The sequence below is a fragment of the Blastomonas sp. 34TW genome (genome assembly GCF_059803595.1).
Map to the genome: position 1 here is coordinate 92,270 of NZ_JAPFGW010000003.1, position 20,956 is coordinate 113,225.

Below are 20,956 nucleotides of genomic sequence, written 5' to 3' on the forward strand. Positions count from 1 at the left end.
GGACGCGACGGATGGGGATTTTAGGGCCGATCAAACCGATAGTGCAGGCGGCCGACGCCCCTGAGGGCAGCCGGCTGAAGCCTACGCTTTCCTGGCCGCACCTGATTGCGCTCGGCGTCGGGGCCATCGTCGGCACCGGCATCTACACGCTGACCGGCGTGGGGGCAGAGCGCGCCGGGCCTGCGGTCATTCTGGCCTTCGCGATTGCGGGCGCGGTCTGCGCCTGCGCCGCGCTTGCCTATGCAGAGCTCGCGACGATGATCCCGACTGCGGGATCGGCCTATACCTATACCTATTCGGTGGTGGGCGAGACCTTGGCCTGGGTGGTCGGGTGGAGCCTGATCCTCGAATATTCGCTGGCCTGTTCGACCGTTGCGGTCGGCTGGTCGGGCTATCTGGTCGGCTGGCTGCAATCCGCCGGCGTTGAACTGCCCGCCATGCTGCTCAGCGGCCCGCATGCAGGCGGTATCATCAACCTGCCGGCGGTGATCGTGTCGCTGGCGATCGCGGGCATGCTGATGGCGGGCACGCGCGAGAGCGCGACGCTCAACATCATCCTCGTCATCATCAAGTTGACCGCATTGACCGCGTTCGTTGCGCTGGCGCTCCCCGCGTTCGACAGCGCGAACTTCACGCCGTTCATGCCCTATGGTTTCGGCAGCACGGTGCAGGACGGCTCGACCCGCGGGGTGATGGCGGCTGCCGCGATCGTGTTCTTCGCCTTTTACGGCTTCGATGCGGTGGCGACCTCGGCCGAGGAGGCGCGCAATCCGGGGCGCGACCTCACCATCGGCATTGTCGGGTCGATGGCGGTGTGCACGCTGATCTACATGGCGGTGGCGTTGTCCGCCGTCGGGGCGATGTCGTATCTGACACTGGGCAATTCGCCCGAGCCGCTGGCGCTGGTTCTGCGCACACTCGGCCACCCGACCGCCTCCTATCTGGTCGCGCTGGCGGCGCTGATCGCGCTGCCTTCGGTGATCCTGGTGATGATGTACGGCCAGAGCCGCATCTTCTTCGTGATGGCACGCGATGGCCTGCTCCCGCCGGTGCTCTCGCGTGTCTCGCCCAAGACCGGCGCGCCGGTGCTGGTCACCGGAATTACCGGTGTGTTCGTCGCCGCCGTTGCCGGGTTCTTCCGGCTCGACGAGATTGCCGAGCTCGCTAATGCAGGCACCTTGCTCGCGTTCATCGCGGTGGGCGGCTGCCTGATGGTGCTGCGCAAGCGCGCGCCGGAACTCAAGCGCGTGTTCAAGTGCCCGCAGCCCTATCTGGTTGGTACGCTCGCGATTCTCGGCTGCCTCTATCTGCTCGCGAGCCTGCCCACACAGACGCTGGTGCGCTTTGCGCTGTGGAACGTGGCGGGCCTTGCCTTCTATTTCCTCTACAGCCGCTCGCGCAGCCTGGCGCTGCAGGAACAACAGGCCGGGGTATAATCAAAACGGGCCCAGCGAGGCTCGCAACAGGGGAACGGGGCATGAAGATCGGTCGGATATTGCTGGCGAGCCTGTCGGCGCTCGCGCTGGCGGGCAGCGTTTCGGCGCAGTCGCTGGGCCAGGCGGCCCCGCGCGAGGTCGCCGATCCCATCCCGGCGCGTACGCTGGGCGAGGGGCCGTGGCCGCGCACCGTGCTGCGCAACGCGATCTATGTCGATGGCACCGGCGCGCCCGCACAGGGGCCGGTCGACATCGTCATCGAGAACGACCGGATCGTGCAGATCGCCAGCATCGGCGCACCCGGCGCGATCGAGGAAGCGCGCAGGCCCCCGCGTGGCGACAAGGAATATGACCTGACCGGTCATTATGTATTGCCCGGGTTCGTCGACGCGCACGTCCATCTGCACACGCTGAGCGACGGGCAGGGCGTGCCGTCCGACTATGTGCTCAAGCTCTGGCTCGCGCATGGGATCACCACCGCGCGCAATGTCGGCTCGTCCGAAATGTCGATCGAGCAGCAGGTCGCGATCAAGAACCGGCTGGCGCGCAACGAGATCACCGGACCCCGGCTCGATGTCTATCCGATGTTCCAGCAGATCGGCCTGCCGATCCGTACTGCGGAGCAGGGCCGCGCGGCGGTCCGCGATGCGAAAAGGCGCGGCGCGGACGGCATCAAGTTCATCGGCGGCAGCGAGGCGGCTCTGCTCGCCGCGATCGACGAGACGAAGAAGCTGGGGATGCATTCGACGATGCACCATGCCCAGGGCGTGGTCGCCTATGCCAATGTGCTGCGCACCAGCGAAGCTGGCCTGGAATCGATGGAGCATTGGTACGGGCTGCCCGAGGCGCTGTTTACCGACCGCAAGCTGCAGGACTGGCCCGGCGATTTCGTCAACACCGACGAGCAGATGCGCTTCGGCGAGGCTGGCAGACTGTGGAAGCAGGCGGCAAAGCCCGGCTCGGAGCGCTGGAACGAGGTGATGGAAACGCTGCTCAAGCGCGGCTTCACCATCGACCCCACCTTCACCGCCTATCTTGCCAGCCGCGACCTGATGCGGATGAACCGCGCGGTCTGGCACAACGATTATACCATGCCCGCCTTGTGGGACTGGTACCGCCCCAGCCGGATCAATCATGGCAGCTACTGGTTCGACTGGACCACCGAGCGCGAGATGGACTGGAAGGAGAATTTCCGGCTGTGGATGGCGTTCGTCAACGAATACAAGAATCGGGGCGGGCGCGTCACGGTCGGGTCGGACGCGGGCTATATCTACAACACTTATGGCTTCGGCTATATCCAGGAGATGGAGCTGTTGCGCGAGGCCGGGTTCAGCCCGCTCGAGGTGATCAACGCCGCGACGCAGCAGGGCGCGCGGCTGCTCGGCCATGATGCCGATATCGGAACGATCGAGCCGGGCAAGAAGGCGGACCTGGTCATCGTCAAGGGCAATCCCATCGCCAATCTCAAGCTGCTGTTCGCCACCGGCACGCTCAAGCTCGACGATGCGACCGGCAAGGCGCAGCGCGTCGGCGGCATCGCCTGGACGGTGAAGGACGGCATTTTCTACGAGGGCAAGGCACTGCGCGCGGACATTCGCGCGATGGTGGCGCGCTCCAAGGCCGAGCGCGGACTGCCGCCCGGCTACATGACCATCGAACAGGAAGACCTTACACAGTGACACTGACAGGCCAGTATTTCATCGCGGGCGAACGGCGCGGGCACGGCGAGGTGTTCCATGCCTATGATCCCGCCAAGGGCGCGAGCATTACCGATATCGGCTTTTTCAGCAGCACCGAGCGGGACATTGCCGATGCCTGCGCCGCAGCGGACGAGGCTGCGGTTCCCTATGCCGATCTGCCGCTCGAACGGCGCGGGGCGTTTCTGGAAGCGATCGCCAATGAGATCGAAGGCTTGGGCGATGCGTTGCTGGAGCGTGCCTGCGCCGAATCGGGCCTGCCGCTGGCGCGTATCACTGGTGAGCGCGGGCGAACCTGCGGCCAGCTGCGGCTGTTCGCCGCCGAGGTTCGCGATGCCCAATGGCTCAAGCTGCGCATCGACCATGCCGACCCGGCGCGTACCCCGCCCAAGCCCGATCTGCGCCTGCGCATGATCCCGCTGGGGCCGGTCGCGGTGTTCGGCGCCTCCAATTTCCCGCTCGCTTTCTCGACAGCCGGCGGCGACACCGCCTCGGCGCTGGCCGCAGGTTGCCCTGTGGTGGTCAAGGGGCACCCCGCGCATCCCGGCACGGCGGAGCTGGTCGCGGGCGCGATCACCCGCGCGGCTGCGGCGACCGGCATGCCCGCCGGCGTGTTCAGCCTGGTCACCGGCACCGGCAACGCCATCGGCGCGGCATTGGTCGCCGATCCGCGCATCCAGGCCGTGGGCTTTACCGGATCGCGCAGCGGCGGCGAGGCGCTGATGAAGATCGCGGCCGCGCGTCCGCAGCCGATCCCGGTCTATGCCGAAATGTCGGCGATCAACCCGGTCATCCTGTTGCCGCACGCGCTGGCGGGCCGGGGCAAGGCGCTGGCCGCGGGCTATGTCGCGTCGCTGACCATGGGCTCTGGCCAGTTCTGCACCAATCCGGGCCTTGTGCTGGCGCTGGAAGGCGCAGAGCTCGACGCGTTCCTCACCGAAGCGGGCGCACTGGTCGAGACGCAGCTGCCGCAGACCATGCTCACCGCCGGAATCCACTCGGCTTATGAAAAGGGCAGTGCCGCGCTCGCCGCCACGCCCGAGGTGCAGACGATCGCGCGCGGCGTCCACCCGACCGGGCCGCACGAAGGCCGCACCGCATTGTTCAGCGTCGCGGCAAAGGACTGGCTGGCGAAGGCCGAGCTTCAGCATGAGGTGTTCGGCACCTCGTCGATCGTCGTGCGCTGCCAGGACCGCGACGAACTTCTCGCGGTGCTGCGCGGGCTCGAGGGCCAACTCACCGCGACGCTGCACATGGATGAGGCCGATACGGACGATGCCCGCGCGCTGCTGCCGGTGCTCGAGCGCAAGGTCGGGCGCATCCTCGCCAATGGCTGGCCGACGGGTGTCGAGGTGGGGCATGCGATCAACCATGGCGGACCTTACCCCGCGACCTCGGACGGGCGGACGACCTCGGTCGGCACGCTGGCGATCGACCGATTCCTGCGCCCCGTCGCTTACCAGGACCTGCCTGAGGCCTTGCTGCCCGAGGCGCTGCGCGAGGGCGGGCAGGGCGGTGTGATCGCGCGGATCGACGGGGCCTGGCGTCTCGCCTGAGCGCAAAATATGGCCGGGGCGGTCCGATATGGGTTGCAATTCACAACGATGTAAGCAACCTTTCTCTCCCGAGAGCCGCAAAAGCGGCCTTGCGACTGGAGAGTCTCGCCATGAAGCATGAAAAGCCGTCCGACCTCAAAGCCGCGTCGCATGTCGATGTGCTGATCATCGGTGCCGGAATTTCCGGCATCGGCATGGCGGTGCATCTCAAGGAAAAATGCCCCGGCCGGACCTTCGCGATCCTCGAGCGGCGCAGCGATATCGGCGGCACCTGGAACCTGTTCCAATATCCCGGCATCCGTTCGGACAGCGACATGCACACTTTGGGTTTCGAGTTTGAACCCTGGCGCGAGCAGAAGGCGATTGCCGATGGCCCCTCGATCCTGAGCTACCTGAAGCGCATCAAGGACGAGCGCGGGCTCAACGATCATATCCGGCTCGGGCACAAGGTGCTCTCGGCGAGCTGGTCGAGCAGCGAGGCGCGCTGGACGATTGCGGCGGAGGTCGAAGGCCAGGGCGTGCAGCATCTCACCTGCAGCTACCTTTTCATGGGCACCGGCTATTATGATTACGACCAGGGCTATGACCCCGAATTTGCCGGGCGTGAGAGCTTTGGCGGACAGATCATCCATCCGCAATTCTGGCCCAGGGGCTTCGACTATTCGGGCAAGCGCGTCGTCGTGATCGGATCGGGCGCAACCGCGGTCACCATCGTGCCGTCGATGACCGACAAGGCTGCCCATGTGACCATGCTCCAGCGCACGCCGACCTGGTACTGGAGCCGCCCGGCCAAGGATTGGCTGGCGAACAGCCTGCGCGCCATCATGCCCGACGAATGGGCCTATCGCATCATCCGCTTCAAGAACGTGCGGATGCAGCAGATCTCGTTCAACCGCGCGCGCAAGGACCCCAAGAAGGTCGGCGACTATCTGCTCAAGCGCATCCGCAAGATCATGGGCAGCAAGATGCACGAGCCCGATTTCCAGCCGCCTTATGGCCCCTGGGAACAGCGCCTGTGCCTTGTCCCCGATGGCGACATGTTCAAGGCGATCCGTGACGGCAAGGCGGATATCGTTACCGATCATATCGACCGCTTCTCCCCCACCGGCATCCAGCTCAAGTCAGGCAGGCATCTCGATGCCGATGTCATCGTCACCGCCACCGGCCTCAAGCTCGCCATGGCCGGCAAGGTCGATTTCTCGGTCGACGACCAGCCGCTCGATTTCACGCAGCATTTCTATTACAAGGGCTGCATGTTCAGCGATGTGCCGAACATGGCGATCGTGTTCGGCTATCTGAACGCTTCTTGGACGCTCAAGGTCGATATCGTCGCCGATTTCGTCTGCCGTCAGCTCAACCACATGGCCGCCACCGGCAGCGACATCGCAGTGCCGGTGCTGGGCAGCGACGGCCCGGTCAACGAGGAACAGATTTTCGATTTCTCCTCGGGCTATGTCCAGCGCGCGCTCGACATCCTGCCCAAGCAGGGCGACCGCATGCCGTGGCGGCTCAACCAGGATTATCTGTTCGACCGCAAGGTGCTGCGCGAGGAAGCGGTGGACGATGGCGTGCTCGCCTTCCGCAAGGCGGCTGCGCATGTTGAAGAACCCACCGCGATCGCGGCGGAGTAAGGCTCATTCCGCCGCGTTGAACGCCGCCTGATATTCGGGCCTGATGCTGGCGATCGTCTGCTTGGTCACGGGGACGCTGATCTCGTAAACGCCTTCGGCATAGGGACCCGCCACATAGGGCGCGGCAACGAACAGGATGCGGTCGAACCTGTCCTGCCCGACGGCGGACGGAATGATCACGAGGTCGCTGAAGGGCGGGCAGACGTTGAACATGTCCTCGGGATCGGACGACATATATTCGCCCCGCCGCACCTGGCGCTCCGCCTTCAGCCCGTCGCAATAGAGCGTGCGCATCGGTTCCAGCGCCGTCTTCATGTCGGTGAACAACGCTTCGGGCTTGAGCTTCTTGCCTGCAGCCTTGTCCCACAGCAGCACCTCATAGCCGGTATTGCCGTGCGCCCCGCCCGAATAGCTGCTGATTTCGCCCAGCATCGCGAGCAGCGGCGGCGTGTTGCCGGTGGTCGACCAGCTCGTCCCCAGCATGTGCGGGTTATAGGGATAGTCGTTCGCCTTGGCGTCCTTCTCCGCCTCGTCCGCCTGGCTTTCCAGCTCGGCCAGGCCCTGTGCGCGGTCTTCCTCGAGCAGCTTGACCAGCGCCGGGATCGCGGCGGCTTCGGCGGGATAGGAATAGCTGTACGTGAACTTCTCGGTTTCGCGCTCGAACGCTACCGGCTTGGCCGCCGCTTGGCTGTCCATGGTGGCAGCGGGCTTGGCCTTTTCTGCCACCGGCGCGTCCTGGCCGCACGCGGCCATCGCGGGCAGCATCAATGCGGCCAGCGCCGCAAGCGCCAGAGAGCCAGGTTTTCGAACGATCATGATTCTCTCTCGCAGTTGCGCGTCAAATTGCTGTAAGACCTGACAATGATTGATTTGTCCTCCCTCGTCCAGCCGGACCTTGGCCAGAGCGCGCGCAGCATCCACCTTGTCGACAAGGCGGGATTGGCCGATTGGCTGAACGCCGCGCCGCCGCGCATCCGCAACCACCTGTCCGCCATGCGCTTTGCCGCGCGCCCGCACGAGCTGGTGGTGGTGCCGGGCGATTCCGCCGATGACTGGGCGGTGGTGCTGGGCGTAGCCGATGCGGCAAATCTGCGCCCCTGGTGTCTCGCCAAGGTCGCAGAAGCGCTTGCCGCGGGGCATTATCGGCTCGCAGGCGATGCGCGCCCCGGCGATGCGCTGATCGGCTGGGCGCTCGCGCAGCACCGGTTCACCGCCTACAAGAAGCCGGAAGACAACCCGCAGGGCCCGCGCGTGCTGCTGACCAACGATCCGGCGCGCCGGGAAGCCGCGCTGGCGGAGGCCGAGGCGACGGCCTGGGTGCGCGATCTGGTCAATACCCCCGCCGAGGACATGGGGCCTGCGGCGCTGGAAGAAGCCGCGGCGACGCTCGCGCGCACCTATGGCGCGCTGCTCGACGTGACCCGCGGCGATGCGCTCGAAACCCATTATCCGATGATCCATGCGGTCGGGCGTGCGGCGGCGCGCAGCCATGCCCCGCGGCTGATCGAATTGCACTGGGGCCGCGACGATCATCCCAGGGTGGCGGTCGTCGGCAAGGGCGTGTGCTTCGACAGCGGTGGTTTGGACATCAAGCCGGCGTCGGGCATGCTGCTGATGAAGAAGGACATGGGCGGCGCGGCGCACGCGCTGGCGCTGGCGCAGTTGATCATGCGGATGAAGCTGCCGGTGCGGCTGCACATGCTGGTCGGCGCGGTCGAGAACGCGATTGCGGGCAATGCCTTTCGCCCGGGCGATGTGCTCAAGAGCCGCAAGGGCATCACCGTCGAGATCGGCAACACCGATGCCGAAGGTCGGCTGGTGCTGGGCGATTGTCTGGCCAAGGCGAGCGAGGCAACGCCTGACCTCATCCTCGATTTCGCGACGCTGACCGGTGCCGCCCGCGTTGCGGTGGGGCCGGATCTGCCCGCGCTTTTCTCGAACAGCGATCCGCTCGCCGAGGGGCTGCTTGCCAGCGGAACGACGGCGGGTGACCCGTGCTGGCGGCTGCCGCTCTGGCCGGGATATGAAGAAATGTACGCGAGCGACATTGCCGATATCGGCAATACCGGCGGCTCGTTTGCGGGATCGATCACCGCCGCGTTGTTTCTGCAGCGCTTCGTGGCCGAAGGCGTGCCCTGGGCGCATTTCGACACCTATGCCTGGCGCCCGACCCCGCGCCCCGGCCAACCCAAGGGCGGCGAAGCCATGGGGTTGCGCGCCAGCTGGCACTATCTGCGCAGCCGTTATGACGCGAAAACGACCCCGCAATGACGGGGCTTGGACAAATCGCGGCAACTGGGCTATCAGCCCCGGCTGCGCGGTGCCCGGCACCGGCAGGGACAGATCATCATGACGCGGCATGGCTTGAGGGACTGGGGTAATTGACACATTCGATACGTTCTGCGGCGGAAGCATCGCCGGTGGATGCCGGATCGGCGCTGCAGGACAGCTCTGACGCCCCCGCAGCGGGGCAGCAGCGCTTCGTGCTGAGCGGTCCGGTCGCCGATTACGACCCGCGCGTCACGGCCATCCGCGGCGATCTGGCGGATATCGCGCTCGCTGGAAAGTTCTTCGCGCCGCATTATGTCGCGCCGCAGCTCCATCGCGTAGCCGATGAAGCGGCGATGCTGCGCAAGGCGGGCAGCGCCGATGCCGAGGCGGTCAGCCAGCTGCAGCCGGGCGAAGGCTTTGCCCTGCTCGACAGCGCGGGCGACTGGGGGTGGGGCTATGGCGTTCACGACGGCTATTGCGGCTATGTCCGGCTTGACGCGTTGACCCGCGACGCCGCCGCGCCGACCCATGTCGTGCATGTCCGCCGCGCGCTCGTCTTTGCCGAACCGGCGATCAAGACGCCAATGGTGGCGAGCCTGCCGATGGGTGCGCGCGTCGCGGTTCAGGGCGCCAGCGAATGCGGCAAGTTCCTGCAGGTCGAAGCCGGCTGGATGTCGGTGCGCCATGCGATCGGCCTCGATGCGCTGACCTGCGATCCGGTCGATCGCGCGCAGCAGCTGATCGGCGCGCCCTATCTCTGGGGCGGACGCGGCGGCGATGCGCTCGACTGTTCGGGGCTGGTGCAGCTGGTGCTGATGCTCGCAGGCCATGCCGCCCCGCGCGACAGCGACCAGCAGATGGCGGCGCTGGGCCGCGCCCTGGGCGATGACGAGCCGCTGGAACGCGGCGACCTGGTCTTCTTCCCCGGCCATGTCGGGATCATGGCGGATACCCAAACGCTGGTGCACGCCAATGCCTTCTGGATGCAGGTGGTGGCAGAGCCGCTGGCCGATGTGATCGCCCGCTTCCCCGAAACCACGCCGCAGCCGGTTCTGGCGCGCAAGAGGATCGGCTGATGCTCAAACTGTTCATCGATGGCGCCGCTGGGACCACGGGCCTGGAAATCGCTGAGCGCATGGCAGGGCGGGGCGAGTTTCGCCTGATCACGCTCAGCGATGCCGATCGCAAGAGCGTGTCCGCGCGCGCCGCTGCCATCCAGGACGCCGATTTCGTGATCCTGTGCCTGCCCGATGCTGCTGCGCGCGAGGCGGTTGCGCTGGGCGAGGGCGCGGACACGCGCTTCATCGATGCCTCGAGCGCGCACCGCGTCGCCGATGGCTGGACCTATGGCTTTGCAGAGCTGCGCAAGGGCCAGCGCGAGGCGATTGCCAGCGCTCGGCTGGTGAGCAATCCCGGCTGCTACCCGACCGGTTTCCTGGCGCTGGTCGCGCCGCTGGTCGCCGAAGACCTGCTGCCCGCCGATCACGGCTTCATCGTCAATGCAGTGAGCGGCTATTCGGGCGGTGGCAAGGATCTGATCCAGCGGATGCAGGTCGATGCGCCCGAAATCGGGTTTCGTGCCTATGCTCTGGGGCTCGAGCACAAGCACCTGCCCGAGATGCAGGTGCATGCCGGGCTCAGCCGCGCGCCGATCTTTGCGCCCGCGGTCGTCCGCGCCTTTCGCGGCATGCTCGTCGATGTGCCGTTGTTCCTCGATCCCGAGCTTGGCTTTGCCGATGCACGGACCTTGCACGCCGCGCTCGCGGACCATTATGCAGGCGAACCGCTGGTCAGCGTCGCATCCATCGATGCCGTGCCTGGCGAACTGCTGGTGAGCGAGGGCGATGCGGCGACCGACAGGCTGTCGCTTTACGTGTTGCCCAGCGCGGATGGCTCGCAGGTGCGGCTGGTCGCGATGCTCGACAATCTGGGCAAGGGCGCGAGCGGGGCTGCGGTGCAGAATCTGAATATCATGGCCGGACTCGACGAACTGGCCGGTTTGCGCGCCTGAGGCCGGGTCTGGTTCAGGTGCGCAAGACCGTCCGCTTGGCGGCATAAAGCGCACGGTCAGCGCGCAGGAACATCGCTTCGGCATCATAGGCCATCGCGTTTTCGGCGATCGCGATGCCATAGCTTGCTCCCACCTCGAGCAGGTGCCCGTTCCAGACGATCGGCGTCCTGAGCAGGTTGATCGCCTCTTTCGCGCGCCGGGCGATCCTGGGCAGGTGACGATTGCTGGGCAGCAGCACGGCAAATTCGTCGCCGCCCACCCGCGCCACCATCAGGGCATCGAAAAAGGCCTGGGAAAGGCGCTTGCCGAACTGCGCCAGACAGGCGTCTCCCGCCATATGGCCGTAGCGGTCATTGATCGCCTTGAAACCATCGACATCAAACAGGATCAGCGCGCCCAGCGGACGGAAAAGGAGGGCGGCCATGCTCGCATCCAGAAAGCGGGTCTGAAACGCCGAGCGATTGGAAAGGCCGGTCAGTCCGTCGGTTTCGGCGGCGAGGCGCAGATTTTCCTGCTCGCGCCGTTGCTCGGTGATGTCGCGCTTGGTGCCGTTGAGCCGGACGGGGCGCCCTGCCTCGCATTCGATATTGGCGACAATCTGGATCCAGCGATCTTCGCCGTCGGTGCGCGTGATCCGGGCATCGAGCGTGAAACCGCCCGCACGCTCGATCGCGTGGCTGCGCAAGCGATGCAGCACCTCGCGCGATTCCGGGTCGTACAGTTCGACCACGTCACCACGATTCAGGCCTTTGTCGCTGCGCAGACCGAACATGTCATAGACCTTGCGCGTCCAGTTCAGGCCATCGGTTCGCAGATCGCATTCGAACAGGCCGATCCCGGCATGGTCCAGACTGCGCAGAACTCTGGCGATGTCGGGCTGGCCCGGCACAGGCTGTGCGGGCTCGATGGCAGCGGTGTCATCCGGGGCGGCATGCGCGGACGTACCGAAATCATGAAAGTAACCGTCCATCACCGCTAATGCATCGCTCCCTGGATTGCAGAAGGCAGACTAGCGGTTGCGAGTTAAGGCCGGGTTACCAAATCCCTAAACCTTCGGACGGTCAGAAAAACGCCTGAATTCCGGTCTGTGCACGGCCCAGGATCAGCGCGTGAACATCATGCGCGCCCTCATAGGTATTAACCGTTTCTAGATTCACCATGTGGCGCATCACCTGATATTCTTCGCTGATGCCGTTGCCACCGTGCATGTCGCGCGCCATGCGGGCGATATCGAGCGCCTTGCCGCAATTGTTGCGCTTGACGATCGAGATCATCTCGGGCGCGAACCGGCCCTCGTCCATCAGCCGCCCGACGCGCAAGCTGGCCTGCAGGCCCAGCGCAATCTCGGTCTGCATGTCGGCCAGCTTCTTCTGGAACAGCTGTGTCGCGGCGAGCGGCTTGCCGAACTGGACACGGTCGAGGCCGTATTGCCGCGCGGCGTGCCAGCAGAATTCGGCCGCGCCCATCGCGCCCCAGCTGATGCCGTAGCGTGCGCGGTTGAGGCAGCCGAACGGACCCTTCAGGCCTTCGACATTGGGCAGCAGCGCGTCTTCACCGACCTCGACCTCGTCCATCTGGATCATGCCGGTGGTCGAGGCGCGCAGGCTGAGCTTGCCCTTGATCTTGGGGGCATTCAGGCCCTTCATCCCCTTTTCCAGGATGAAGCCGCGGATCGCGCCGCCATGCGCGTCGGACTTGGCCCAGATCACGAAGACATCGGCAAACGGGCTGTTCGAGATCCAGGTTTTCGCGCCGGAGATGACATAGCCGCCATCGACCTTTTTCGCCCGCGTCTTCATGCCTGCAGGGTCCGATCCCGCATCGGGCTCGGTCAGGCCGAAACAGCCGATCAGCGTGCCCGAGGTGAGGCCAGGCAGGTACTTGCGGCGCTGTTCGTCGCTGCCATAGGTATTGATCGGGTGGATGACGAGCGAGCTCTGCACCGACATCATCGAACGGTAACCGCTATCGACGCGCTCGACCTCGCGCGCGATCAGGCCATAGGCGACATAGCTTGCTTCCGCGCCGCCGAATTCTTCCGATATGGTCGCGCCGAGCAGCCCGGCCTCGCCCATCATCGGGAACAGTTCGGGCGCGTCGATCTCCTCGCGAAAGGCGTCGATCACGCGTGGTTGCAGCACGTCCTGCGCGAAACCGCGCGCGCTTTGCTGGATCAGCCGCTCCTCTTCGGTCAGCTGCTCGTCGAGCAGAAAGGGGTCTTCCCAGGTGAACGGGATGGTTTCGGCCTTGCGGATGGTGTCGTGCTTCATGGGCCGAAGGTCTAGCGCAGCTTTGGCCGCGCTCCAACCGGATTTTGCGCAAATAAGTTGACGTAAGCGTAAAGCCGTTGCGGTGAACCGGTGTCCGCTTTCGGCACAATGAACCTGTTAACCATCAATTACCATGGGCAATGGTTAAAAATGCGTTAACTCATGGACCATGCAGCGGCTTCAATTCCTTCGCACCCCAGCTCAGCCCCACAGCTTCCGCTCGGCGCTGTCGCCGCGCGTCCTCGCAGCGACCCCGGTGGACGAGCCCGAGGTGCTGGCCAAGCGCAAGCGCGCGCAGCGCAACGAGGAAATCCGCCTTTTCTTCCTGAGCTTTACCGCATTCTTTGTTGCGATCAGCTCGTTCATCTGGTGAGCTGATCGAGAAACCGCTTCGCATCGGCGCGGATCGCCTGCTTGTCCTTGTCCGCCCGCTTCGCCCAGTTGCGATAGGGCATGGCGAGCCGTTGGTTCTTGCCCAGGACCTCCTCGTTGCGGTCGAGAAAATCCCAGTAGAGCAGGTTGAACGGGCAGGCCCTGGCCCCGGTCTTGGCCTTCACGTCATAGCGGCAGTGCTGGCAGTAATCGGACATCGAATGGATGTAATTGCCGCTCGAGGCATAGGGCTTGCTGGCGAGCAGCCCGCCATCGGCGAACTGGCTCATGCCCAGCGCGTTGGGCAGCTCGACCCATTCATAGGCGTCCGCGTACACTTCCAGATACCATAGATGGACCGCGTGCGGATCGATCCCGGCGATCAGTGCGAAATTGCCGGTGATCATCAGCCGCTGGATATGGTGCGCATAGGCATGGTCCAGGGTCTGGCCGATCGCCTGTTTCAGGCAATGCATGTCGGTCTGGCCGTCATAATAGAAGCCGGGCAGGGGGCGCGTCGCATTCAGCGCGTTGCGCTGCGCGTAATCCGGCCCCTCGCGCCAGTAGATGCCGCGCACATATTCGCGCCAGCCGATGATCTGGCGGATGAACCCCTCGGTGGCATTGAGCGGGGCCTTGCCGTCGCGATAGGCCTGCTCGACCGCGCGGCACAGATCGAGCGGATCGAGCAGACCGCAATTGAGATAGGGCGAGAGGATCGAGTGCCACAGGAACGGCTGGTCGGTCAGCATCGCGTCCTGATAATCACCGAACTTTGCCAGCGCATGGCGGATGAAATGCGCCTGCTGCCTCGCCGCGTCCTCGGCCGTGGTGGCGAAGGCGAAATGGTCGAGGCTGCCCGGATGGTTACCGAAACGCTTCGCCACCAGATCGAGGACCTCGCGGGTGATTTCGTCGGGCTTGAACTTGAGCGGCTGCGGAATCAGCAGCGGCTCGTTCGGCGGCGGCTTGCGGTTCTCGCTGTCGTAATTCCACTCGCCGCCCTCGGGCTTGCCTTCGTCGTCAAGTAGCAGCCCGGTCTTGCGGCGCATCTCGCGATAGAAGAACTCCATGCGCAGCTGCTTGCGCCCTTGCGCCCAGGCGTCGAATTCCTCGTGCGTGCAGACGAACCGGTCGTCCTCGCGCAGCTCGACAGGCACGTCGAACCGATCCGCCCATTCCTCCATCGCCGCTCGCACCCGCCATTCGCCGGGCAGGGTTGCGATGATGCGGTCAGGGGCGTGGCGCTCGATCGCGCGCGCCAGTTCGCCGGTGAACGAGCCCGCATTGTCGGGGTCGTCGAGATTCACATAATCGACCGTCCAGCCCACCTCGCGCAGCGCCTCGGCATGGTGGCGCATCGCGGAGAGGATGAAGGCGATCTTGGCCTTGTGATGGCGGACATAGCTCGTCTCCTCATCCACCTCCATCATCAGCAGCACCGCCCGTTTCTGCTCGACGCCGCGCAGCGCCGAGAGGGAAAGGCTGAGCTGATCGCCCAGGATCGGGATGAGGATGGTCATGAAAGGCCCCTGTTCGACGAGCCTGTCATGATGGGGTCGCGCGGGCTGCAATCAATGGTCGCAAAGAGCTTTGATCGCGGCGGCGCACGGGTTACGAGGCGATGTCAGCGCTGAGGCTGGCTGAGGACCGCTGCCATGCCCCATTCCGCCCCGCGTGCCATCGAGGAGCCGAGCGCGCTCGTTGCCGCGTTCCGGGGCGCGCGGAACCATTGTCCGCGCTGCGACCACAAGCCGCTGTTCGCGCGCTACCTCAAGCCCGTGGAGCGCTGTGCGTGCTGCGGGCAGGACTGGACGCTGCACCAGGCCGATGATTTTCCCGCCTATATCGCGATCTTCATCAGCGGCCATCTGCTCGCGCCGGTGCTGATCGCGGCAGGGTCGCGCGAATTGCTGCCCATGGGCTGGCTCGCGCTGATTGCGGTGGTGGGTGCGCTGCTGCTGACGATCGTCATGCTGCAACCGGCGAAAGGCGCGGTAATCGCGCTGCAATATCATTGGCGGATGCACGGCTTCGACCCGGCAGCGCGCGAGGCCGATCAGCCCGAGGGTTGACCGGTCAGATCTTCTTCCAGATCTGCGACTTGCAAAGCAGGCCGCCCAGGATGCAGCCGCTGATCTTGATCCGCTTGGCGTCGAGCTGCACGATCCGCGAATAATAGGTATCGCCCAAGTCCGGCACGAAGACGCGGCCCTTCCAGTGGCCCGGCTTGGTCAGGCGATAATCGCGCAACAGGCTGGTGCCGATCAGGTTCGGCGTGCCCCCAGCGGCGGCGTCCTTCTTGGCGATGTCGCTTGCCCAGCTGACCTTGCCGCACAGGTTCTCGCCGCACGGCTGGGTGACGACGCGGACATCGCCGGTCGGGTTTTCCCAGGTGCCGTGGATGGTCTCGGCCATGGCCGCCTGTGCGCTCAGCCCCGTCGCGATGAAACCCATTGCTCCCCAAGCGAGACCGCGCGCCCGCAAACGCCCCAGATGCATCATACGACCCTTTGCAACCCTGTTTTCCCGGCGCGTCCCTTGGTGGCAACAGCCCCGCGCAAGGATGACGATTAGGCCATGATCGCGGTTCCAAGTCGAGCGGCATTTGCCTCGGTTCGGCGAATTCCGGCTCGGACCCGCAGCATTTCCTTCATCGAATCCTTACCAATATCGGTTAAAAGGCGCGCGACATGACCCAAGCTGCGTCCGCCCAACCCGATCCATGTCCGCCCAGCGCGGTGAGCCATGGCGCGGGGCTGATCGGACTGGTCGGACTTCTTGCCTGGATCGCGCTCGCGCGGCATTTCGGCTGGGACGGGCCGAGCGCCGCGCTGGTCTGCTGTGTCGCCACCGGGCTGCCGATGGTGCTCTGGTCGATCTTTGTCGACAAGGTGCATCTGCGCCCGAGCACCGGCATCGACTGGAGCCATCCGCGCGCCGTGAAGGACGTGCTGGACATCAGCACCATCAAGCTCACCGGCCTGTGGCTGACCTGGTCGCTGATCGCCGCGATCTATGCGACCGCGCGCTGGTACTGGACCGGCAATTACCAGTTCTCGATGGCGGTGTTCATCTATGCCTCGCCCTTCCTGTTCTTCCTTTCCATCCCCTATGTCATCTGGATCGACCGCTATCTGAAGCAGCCGCGCGACGGCGCCTGGCATTTCGGCGCGATGATCTCCGGCCAGTCCGGCTGGGATCGGGAGCAGATCTGGCACCATCTGCGTGCCTGGGCGGTGAAGGGTTTTTTCCTTGCCTTCATGCTGTCGATCGTGCCGGGCGGCTATGCCGATATCGTCAACGCCAATGTCGCCGAGATCGCGACCAACCCGGTCTGGATCGCCAACTGGCTGATCATCGCGATGTTCCTGGTCGATGTGCAGTTCGCGACCGTCGGCTATGTGCTGACCTTCAAGCCGCTCGATTCGCACATCCGCACCGCCAATCCCTTCATGGCGGGCTGGGCCGCGGCGCTGATCTGCTATCCGCCGTTCATCCTGATGGGCGATAACGGTCCGCTCAACTATCACGTCGCCACCGCCGACTGGGCGTACTGGTTCGAAGGGCACACGGCGCTGCTGGCGGTCTGGGGCGTCTGGCTGGTATTTCTCACCGGAGTCTATGCCTGGGCGACGGTCGCGTTCGGCATCCGCTTTTCCAACCTCACCCATCGCGGGATCTTGACGCACGGGCCATACCGCTGGACCAAGCACCCGGCCTATCTGTCCAAGAACGCCTTCTGGTGGTTTTCCACCATGCCATTCCTGGTCACCAGCGGTTCCTGGCAGGATGGGCTGCGCAACACCGTGCTGCTCGCCGCCGTATCGGGCGTCTATTACTGGCGCGCGCGGACCGAAGAGCGGCATCTGATGGCCGATCCCGATTACGCCGCCTATGCCGCCTGGATGGAACGCCACGGTCCCGTGCCGCGCGCGATCGGCTGGCTGACGGGCAGACGCGCGAAGGTCGATGCCGTGGTCGCACCCGCCGAATAAGCCTGCAATTGCGTTCTTTGCGGCTGGTAATGCCCGCCATCGCCCCCATATCGCGCCTCCGTTGCAGCAGCAGGTGGAGATGGCATTGATCGATATTCGGGTTTTGCGCATGGCGGCGCTGGGCACGGCCTCGCTCGTCCTGGCGATGGTCTCGGCAGGCGCGCAGACGGCAGCCAAGCCCGGCGATGCGGCGCGCGGTGCCCAGGTCTATCAGACCAACTGCACCGGCTGCCATGCGCTCGATGCCAATAGCGTCGGCCCGGCGCATCGCGGCGTGTTCGGGCGCAAGGCTGGCAGCGCGCCCGGTTTCGACTATTCGCCCGCCCTCAAGAAAGCAGGCTTTGCCTGGGACGCGGCGAAGCTCGACAAGTGGCTTGCCAATCCGCAAGGCTTTGTCCCCGGGGCCAAGATGCCCTTCCGCCTGATGAATGCGCAGCAGCGCGCCGATGTGATTGCCTATCTCAGGAAGGAGAGCGGCAAGTAACCGTCAGCAGCCCCACGGGCGAAATATTCCCCAGCGCCTCTTTCGCAGCGGGGCCGAAAGAGGCATATTGCGGGCATGGACGGCATCTCGGACAGCATGGACAGGTTCTTCGGCCATTCGGCGACCACCCAGGGCATCACGGTGCGGGTGGCGGTGAGCTTCCTGCCCGATCGTTCGCGCGCGGACAATGCGCGCTGGTTCTGGTCCTATCATATCCGCATTGAGAACCATTCGGACCAGGCGGTGCAACTGCTCACCCGCCATTGGGTGATCACCGATGGCCGCGGCGGGGTGCATCAGGTCGATGGCGAGGGCGTGGTCGGCGAACAGCCGGTGATCCAGCCGGGCAAGGCGCATGATTATGTCTCGGGCTGCCCGCTCAACACCCCGACCGGGCGGATGGAGGGCGTGTATCGGATGCTGCGCGACGACGGGCAGATGATCGCGGTGGAAATCCCGCGTTTTCCTCTGGTCGCACCGGCGGTTGCCGACTAATCACCGTTTCCCATGAAGCGTACCCATCTTCCGCTCAACGGCCTGCGCGTGCTCGACGCCGCCGCCCGGCATCTGAGCTTTACCCGTGCGGCCGATGAGCTGGCGGTGACGCCCGCCGCCGTGGGCCAGCAGATCCGTGCGCTTGAGGAAATGCTGGGCGTCGTCCTCTTTCGCCGTACGCCCAAGGGGCTCGAGCTGACCGATGAGGCGGGTGCCGGGCTCGATGCGCTGCGCAGCGGCTTCCTGCAGTTCGAAGAGGCGGTGCGGGCGATGCAGCAGGGCCAGTCGAGCTTTCGCCTGACCATCGCGGTGCCGCGCGACTTTGCCGCCAAATGGCTGCATCACCGGCTGATCGGCTATGCCGCCGCCAATCCCGAAATCCGCTACACGCTCGTCTCGGGCGACAGCGATATCGACTTTACCGAAGCCAATCTCGATTGCGCGATCCGCCTCGCCGATGGTCCGGCGGAGCTCGAAGGCGCGCAGATCGGTCCGGCGCAGTTCGTTACCGTTTCCGCGCCCGGCTATGACGGAGACCGGCGGATCGAATGGCCCGGCTGCCAGCGCGGCGCGGGCGAGGACGAAGCCGATGATTCGACCGTGATGCAGGTCGCCGATGCCGGCCTCGGCCTCGATGCGGCGATTGCCGGATTCGGCATTGTCACCGTGCCGTGGCTGCTTGCCGAGCGCGATCTGACCGAAGGGCGGCTGGTGGCGATCGGCGAGGCACGCGAATCGCGCCGCGCCTTCTGGGTGGTCGCACCCACGCCGCAATGGCGGCAGAAAAAGGTCAAGGCGCTGGTCGCCGCGCTCACTGCAGCATGAGTAGACTTCCCGTCCTGAGGAGTGACCGGCTGACGCTGCGCCAGGTGCGCGTGAGCGACGCCGAGGCGCTGTTCGAGATCCTGTCCGACGACGAGCTGATGACCTGGTGGGCGTTCGGGCCGCACCGTTCGGTCGAAGAAACGCGCGCGATGCTGGAGCCGGTGGCGGCCGAGGATGCCAGCTGGCGCAGCTGGGCGATCACCCGCACTGGCGAGGATATCGCGCTCGGCTGGGTCAATGCGCACCAGCGGCGCGAGAATGTCAGCGAGATCGGCTATATCCTGGCGCGCTCGGCCTGGGGCCAGGGCATTGCGCGCGAGGCGGTCGGGCGGGTGCTCGACCAGCTGCTCGTCGCCGAAGGCCAGCGCCGCGTCTTCGCCGACACCGATCCCGACAACCGCTTTTCCATCGGCCTGTTGCAGAAACTGGGTTTCCAGCTGGAGGGCCATCTGCGCGCCGAATGGGAAACGCATATCGGCGTGCGCGATACGCTGCTGTTCGGGCTGCTCAGGGACGAGTGGCTGGCGGTCCAGCAAGCTGATCAAGCAGCCGCGCCATCAGCGTGACGAAGCCCGGCTGGTCGATGTCAGCCGCCGGATTGTTGACCAGCGCGCTGACGACATAGCGCTCGCCGGTTTTTGAGCGGAGCAGGAAGCTCATCGCCATGATTCCCGGCTCCGACCCGCCCTTGTAGCCAAGATAACCCCAGCGCCCTGCATTGACCGGGGGGATGCCGGGGTTGATCTTCAGGATCGCGCGGGTGACCGGATCGCCCTCGCGTTCGAGCATCGCCAGCAGCCGCGCGATATCGGCGGGGCTGGCAAACCATTCGATCGTGTCGATCTGGTTGGGCCCGCCGGTATAGACCGACAGGTCGAGATTCTTGAGGCGCAGCGTATCGCCTGCCTCGGCCAGCAGCCTGGTTTGCGCGGCATCGTCGGCAGCGAGGAAGCGGTCGCGCAAGCCAGTATTGGCAGGCATTTTAAGCCCGGTGACTTGCTGCGTGGAAAGCAGCGGAATCATGTCCGAAGGCTGGGCATGGCCGCTCGCCCTGACGATCGCGGCGAGCCTTTTCTGCCCGATGGCGGCGATCAGCGTGTCGGTGGCACTGTTGTCGCTGACCGAGATCATCAACGTCGCGAGCGTCTGCAGCGTCATCGGCGCATTGTCGGGCCAGTCCTGGCTGATGCCCGAGGGGTGCGATTTCTGCGTCAGCGGAAGCACGTCGCTCCACTTGCGCTCGCCCGCGCGCACGGCCCGGTCGATCTCGGCGAGCACATAGAGCTTGAAGACAGACGCAATGGCGAAGCGTTCATCGGCGTTGCGGGCGATCACGGTTTCCGCGCCCTTGTCGGTTAGCTTCTGCACGACCAGTCCGGTGCGACCTGACAGCGCGGCGATATCGGCAGCGATCTTGTCGAGGCTGTCACCCTCGGTCCGCGTGCCGGTGATGAACAGGCCCGAGAGCTTGCCGTCCAGCATGCCGATGGTGAAGGTGACGATCGCCCTGTCGAAGCGGATATCGACGCTGGCCGAGCGCGCGTCCATCGGGCGCACTGCGACCACCGCCTGCGCCTCTCCATGCTGTGCCTTGAGCCCGGCGACCACTTGCGCGAGCTGCGCTTCGGGCACGGCAGCGACAAAGGCGGGGTTGAAGATGTCCGACGCGCTGGCCTGGCCCCGCAGCAGCGCGAGCACGCTGGCGGCGCCCTGGTCGAAGGCGGGAGAGGGGGTTACGGCGGGTACGGGGGGTGTCTGGGCGTGGGCGATGGGGCTAGTGATCGCGAGGCCCAGCGCTGCGATTGTCGCCAGCAATTGATGAGGCCTGCGCGCAGGTCCCTCGACTTCGCTCGGGACAAACGGAAAGCTCATTCGCCATTCGCCATGTCTTGCGAGGTTGCTCTCCCCTC

Annotated in this window: 20 protein-coding genes; 14 read left to right on the top strand and 6 right to left on the bottom strand. The window is 65.4% G+C overall.

The genetic code is table 11. The annotated features are described in order from the left end of the window. Window positions 1-11: 11 nt before the first annotated feature. The 4 genes from OPU69_RS05610 to OPU69_RS05625 all read left to right on the top strand — a co-directional run bounded on the left by OPU69_RS05610 (window position 12) and on the right by OPU69_RS05625 (window position 6,320). Entirely contained in the window at window positions 12-1,436 is a 1,425-nt protein-coding gene (locus OPU69_RS05610) for an amino acid permease (RefSeq protein ID WP_060979973.1), read from the top strand. Window positions 1,437-1,477: 41 nt separating this feature from the next. Then, window positions 1,478-3,115: an amidohydrolase family protein gene (locus tag OPU69_RS05615; RefSeq protein ID WP_060979972.1), complete on the top strand. Its 1,638-nt coding sequence runs from the start codon at window positions 1,478-1,480 to the stop codon at window positions 3,113-3,115. Continuing rightward, entirely contained in the window at window positions 3,112-4,689 is a 1,578-nt protein-coding gene (locus OPU69_RS05620) for an aldehyde dehydrogenase (NADP(+)) (RefSeq protein WP_498509677.1), read from the top strand. The genes OPU69_RS05615 and OPU69_RS05620 overlap by 4 nt, the downstream gene beginning before the upstream one ends. A 110-nt stretch (window positions 4,690-4,799) precedes the next feature. Next, window positions 4,800-6,320, top strand: a complete 1,521-nt coding sequence (locus OPU69_RS05625) for a flavin-containing monooxygenase (RefSeq protein WP_498509679.1) — start codon at window positions 4,800-4,802, stop codon at window positions 6,318-6,320. Between the two features lie 3 nt (window positions 6,321-6,323). Here the strand turns inward: OPU69_RS05625 and OPU69_RS05630 are convergent, their stop codons facing one another. Then, window positions 6,324-7,136: a DUF4163 domain-containing protein gene (locus OPU69_RS05630; protein ID WP_498509681.1), complete on the bottom strand. Its 813-nt coding sequence runs from the start codon at window positions 7,134-7,136 to the stop codon at window positions 6,324-6,326. Between the two features lie 45 nt (window positions 7,137-7,181). Here OPU69_RS05630 and OPU69_RS05635 point away from each other — a divergent pair, with 45 nt between their 5' ends. From OPU69_RS05635 to argC, 3 genes are all read left to right on the top strand, one after another. Next, on the top strand, window positions 7,182-8,591 hold the full coding sequence (locus tag OPU69_RS05635; RefSeq protein WP_498509683.1) for a leucyl aminopeptidase family protein: 1,410 nt from the start codon (window positions 7,182-7,184) through the stop codon (window positions 8,589-8,591). Window positions 8,592-8,701: 110 nt separating this feature from the next. Next, on the top strand, window positions 8,702-9,667 hold the full coding sequence (locus OPU69_RS05640; protein WP_498509685.1) for a C40 family peptidase: 966 nt from the start codon (window positions 8,702-8,704) through the stop codon (window positions 9,665-9,667). Continuing rightward, a complete protein-coding gene (gene argC, locus OPU69_RS05645) occupies window positions 9,664-10,602 on the top strand; it encodes an N-acetyl-gamma-glutamyl-phosphate reductase (protein ID WP_498509913.1) in 939 nt (312 codons plus the stop codon). Before OPU69_RS05640 ends, argC begins: the two co-directional genes overlap by 4 nt. A 13-nt stretch (window positions 10,603-10,615) precedes the next feature. On the opposite strand, the gene OPU69_RS05650 is transcribed toward argC, so the two are convergent. Together OPU69_RS05650 and OPU69_RS05655 are read right to left on the bottom strand one after the other, a co-directional pair. Then, window positions 10,616-11,572: a GGDEF domain-containing protein gene (locus OPU69_RS05650; RefSeq protein WP_498509687.1), complete on the bottom strand. Its 957-nt coding sequence runs from the start codon at window positions 11,570-11,572 to the stop codon at window positions 10,616-10,618. Window positions 11,573-11,663: 91 nt separating this feature from the next. After that, entirely contained in the window at window positions 11,664-12,872 is a 1,209-nt protein-coding gene (locus OPU69_RS05655) for an acyl-CoA dehydrogenase (RefSeq protein ID WP_498509689.1), read from the bottom strand. A gap of 169 nt (window positions 12,873-13,041) precedes the next feature. Between OPU69_RS05655 and OPU69_RS05660 the strand changes: the two genes are divergently transcribed. Then, window positions 13,042-13,245 carry a hypothetical protein gene (locus OPU69_RS05660; RefSeq protein ID WP_060979963.1) on the top strand — a complete coding sequence of 68 codons (204 nt, stop codon included), beginning with the start codon at window positions 13,042-13,044 and terminating at the stop codon, window positions 13,243-13,245. Here the strand turns inward: OPU69_RS05660 and OPU69_RS05665 are convergent. Continuing rightward, on the bottom strand, window positions 13,235-14,767 hold the full coding sequence (locus OPU69_RS05665) for a cryptochrome/photolyase family protein (RefSeq protein ID WP_498509691.1): 1,533 nt from the start codon (window positions 14,765-14,767) through the stop codon (window positions 13,235-13,237). The genes OPU69_RS05660 and OPU69_RS05665 overlap by 11 nt on opposite strands. Before the next feature lie 135 nt (window positions 14,768-14,902). Between OPU69_RS05665 and OPU69_RS05670 the strand changes: the two genes are divergently transcribed. After that, window positions 14,903-15,319, top strand: coding sequence for a DUF983 domain-containing protein (locus OPU69_RS05670; protein ID WP_060979961.1), 417 nt, complete (start codon window positions 14,903-14,905; stop codon window positions 15,317-15,319). Window positions 15,320-15,323: 4 nt separating this feature from the next. Here OPU69_RS05670 and OPU69_RS05675 read toward each other — a convergent pair whose 3' ends face one another. Next, window positions 15,324-15,701, bottom strand: a complete 378-nt coding sequence (locus OPU69_RS05675; protein ID WP_060979960.1) for a DUF2147 domain-containing protein — start codon at window positions 15,699-15,701, stop codon at window positions 15,324-15,326. A gap of 236 nt (window positions 15,702-15,937) precedes the next feature. On the opposite strand from OPU69_RS05675, the gene OPU69_RS05680 reads away from it, so the two are divergent. The 5 genes from OPU69_RS05680 (at window position 15,938) to OPU69_RS05700 (ending at window position 19,612) form a co-directional block, all read left to right on the top strand. Beyond that, complete coding sequence (locus tag OPU69_RS05680) at window positions 15,938-17,242, top strand: isoprenylcysteine carboxylmethyltransferase family protein (RefSeq protein ID WP_060979959.1); 1,305 nt, start codon at window positions 15,938-15,940, stop codon at window positions 17,240-17,242. 79 nt (window positions 17,243-17,321) lie between these two features. Then, the gene (locus OPU69_RS05685; protein ID WP_498509694.1) at window positions 17,322-17,726 is read left to right on the top strand and encodes a c-type cytochrome; all 405 of its coding nucleotides are present in this window, start codon (window positions 17,322-17,324) and stop codon (window positions 17,724-17,726) included. A 96-nt stretch (window positions 17,727-17,822) separates the two neighbouring features. Continuing rightward, window positions 17,823-18,221 carry a Co2+/Mg2+ efflux facilitator ApaG/CorD gene (gene apaG, locus OPU69_RS05690; RefSeq protein ID WP_060979975.1) on the top strand — a complete coding sequence of 133 codons (399 nt, stop codon included), beginning with the start codon at window positions 17,823-17,825 and terminating at the stop codon, window positions 18,219-18,221. Window positions 18,222-18,233: 12 nt separating this feature from the next. Then, window positions 18,234-19,046: a LysR family transcriptional regulator gene (locus OPU69_RS05695; protein WP_060979958.1), complete on the top strand. Its 813-nt coding sequence runs from the start codon at window positions 18,234-18,236 to the stop codon at window positions 19,044-19,046. After that, window positions 19,043-19,612, top strand: a complete 570-nt coding sequence (locus OPU69_RS05700) for a GNAT family N-acetyltransferase (RefSeq protein WP_060979957.1) — start codon at window positions 19,043-19,045, stop codon at window positions 19,610-19,612. The genes OPU69_RS05695 and OPU69_RS05700 overlap by 4 nt, the downstream gene beginning before the upstream one ends. On the opposite strand, the gene OPU69_RS05705 is transcribed toward OPU69_RS05700, so the two are convergent. After that, entirely contained in the window at window positions 19,554-20,918 is a 1,365-nt protein-coding gene (locus OPU69_RS05705) for a serine hydrolase (RefSeq protein ID WP_498509697.1), read from the bottom strand. The two genes, OPU69_RS05700 and OPU69_RS05705, sit on opposite strands and share 59 nt — an antisense overlap. Window positions 20,919-20,956 lie beyond the last annotated feature (38 nt).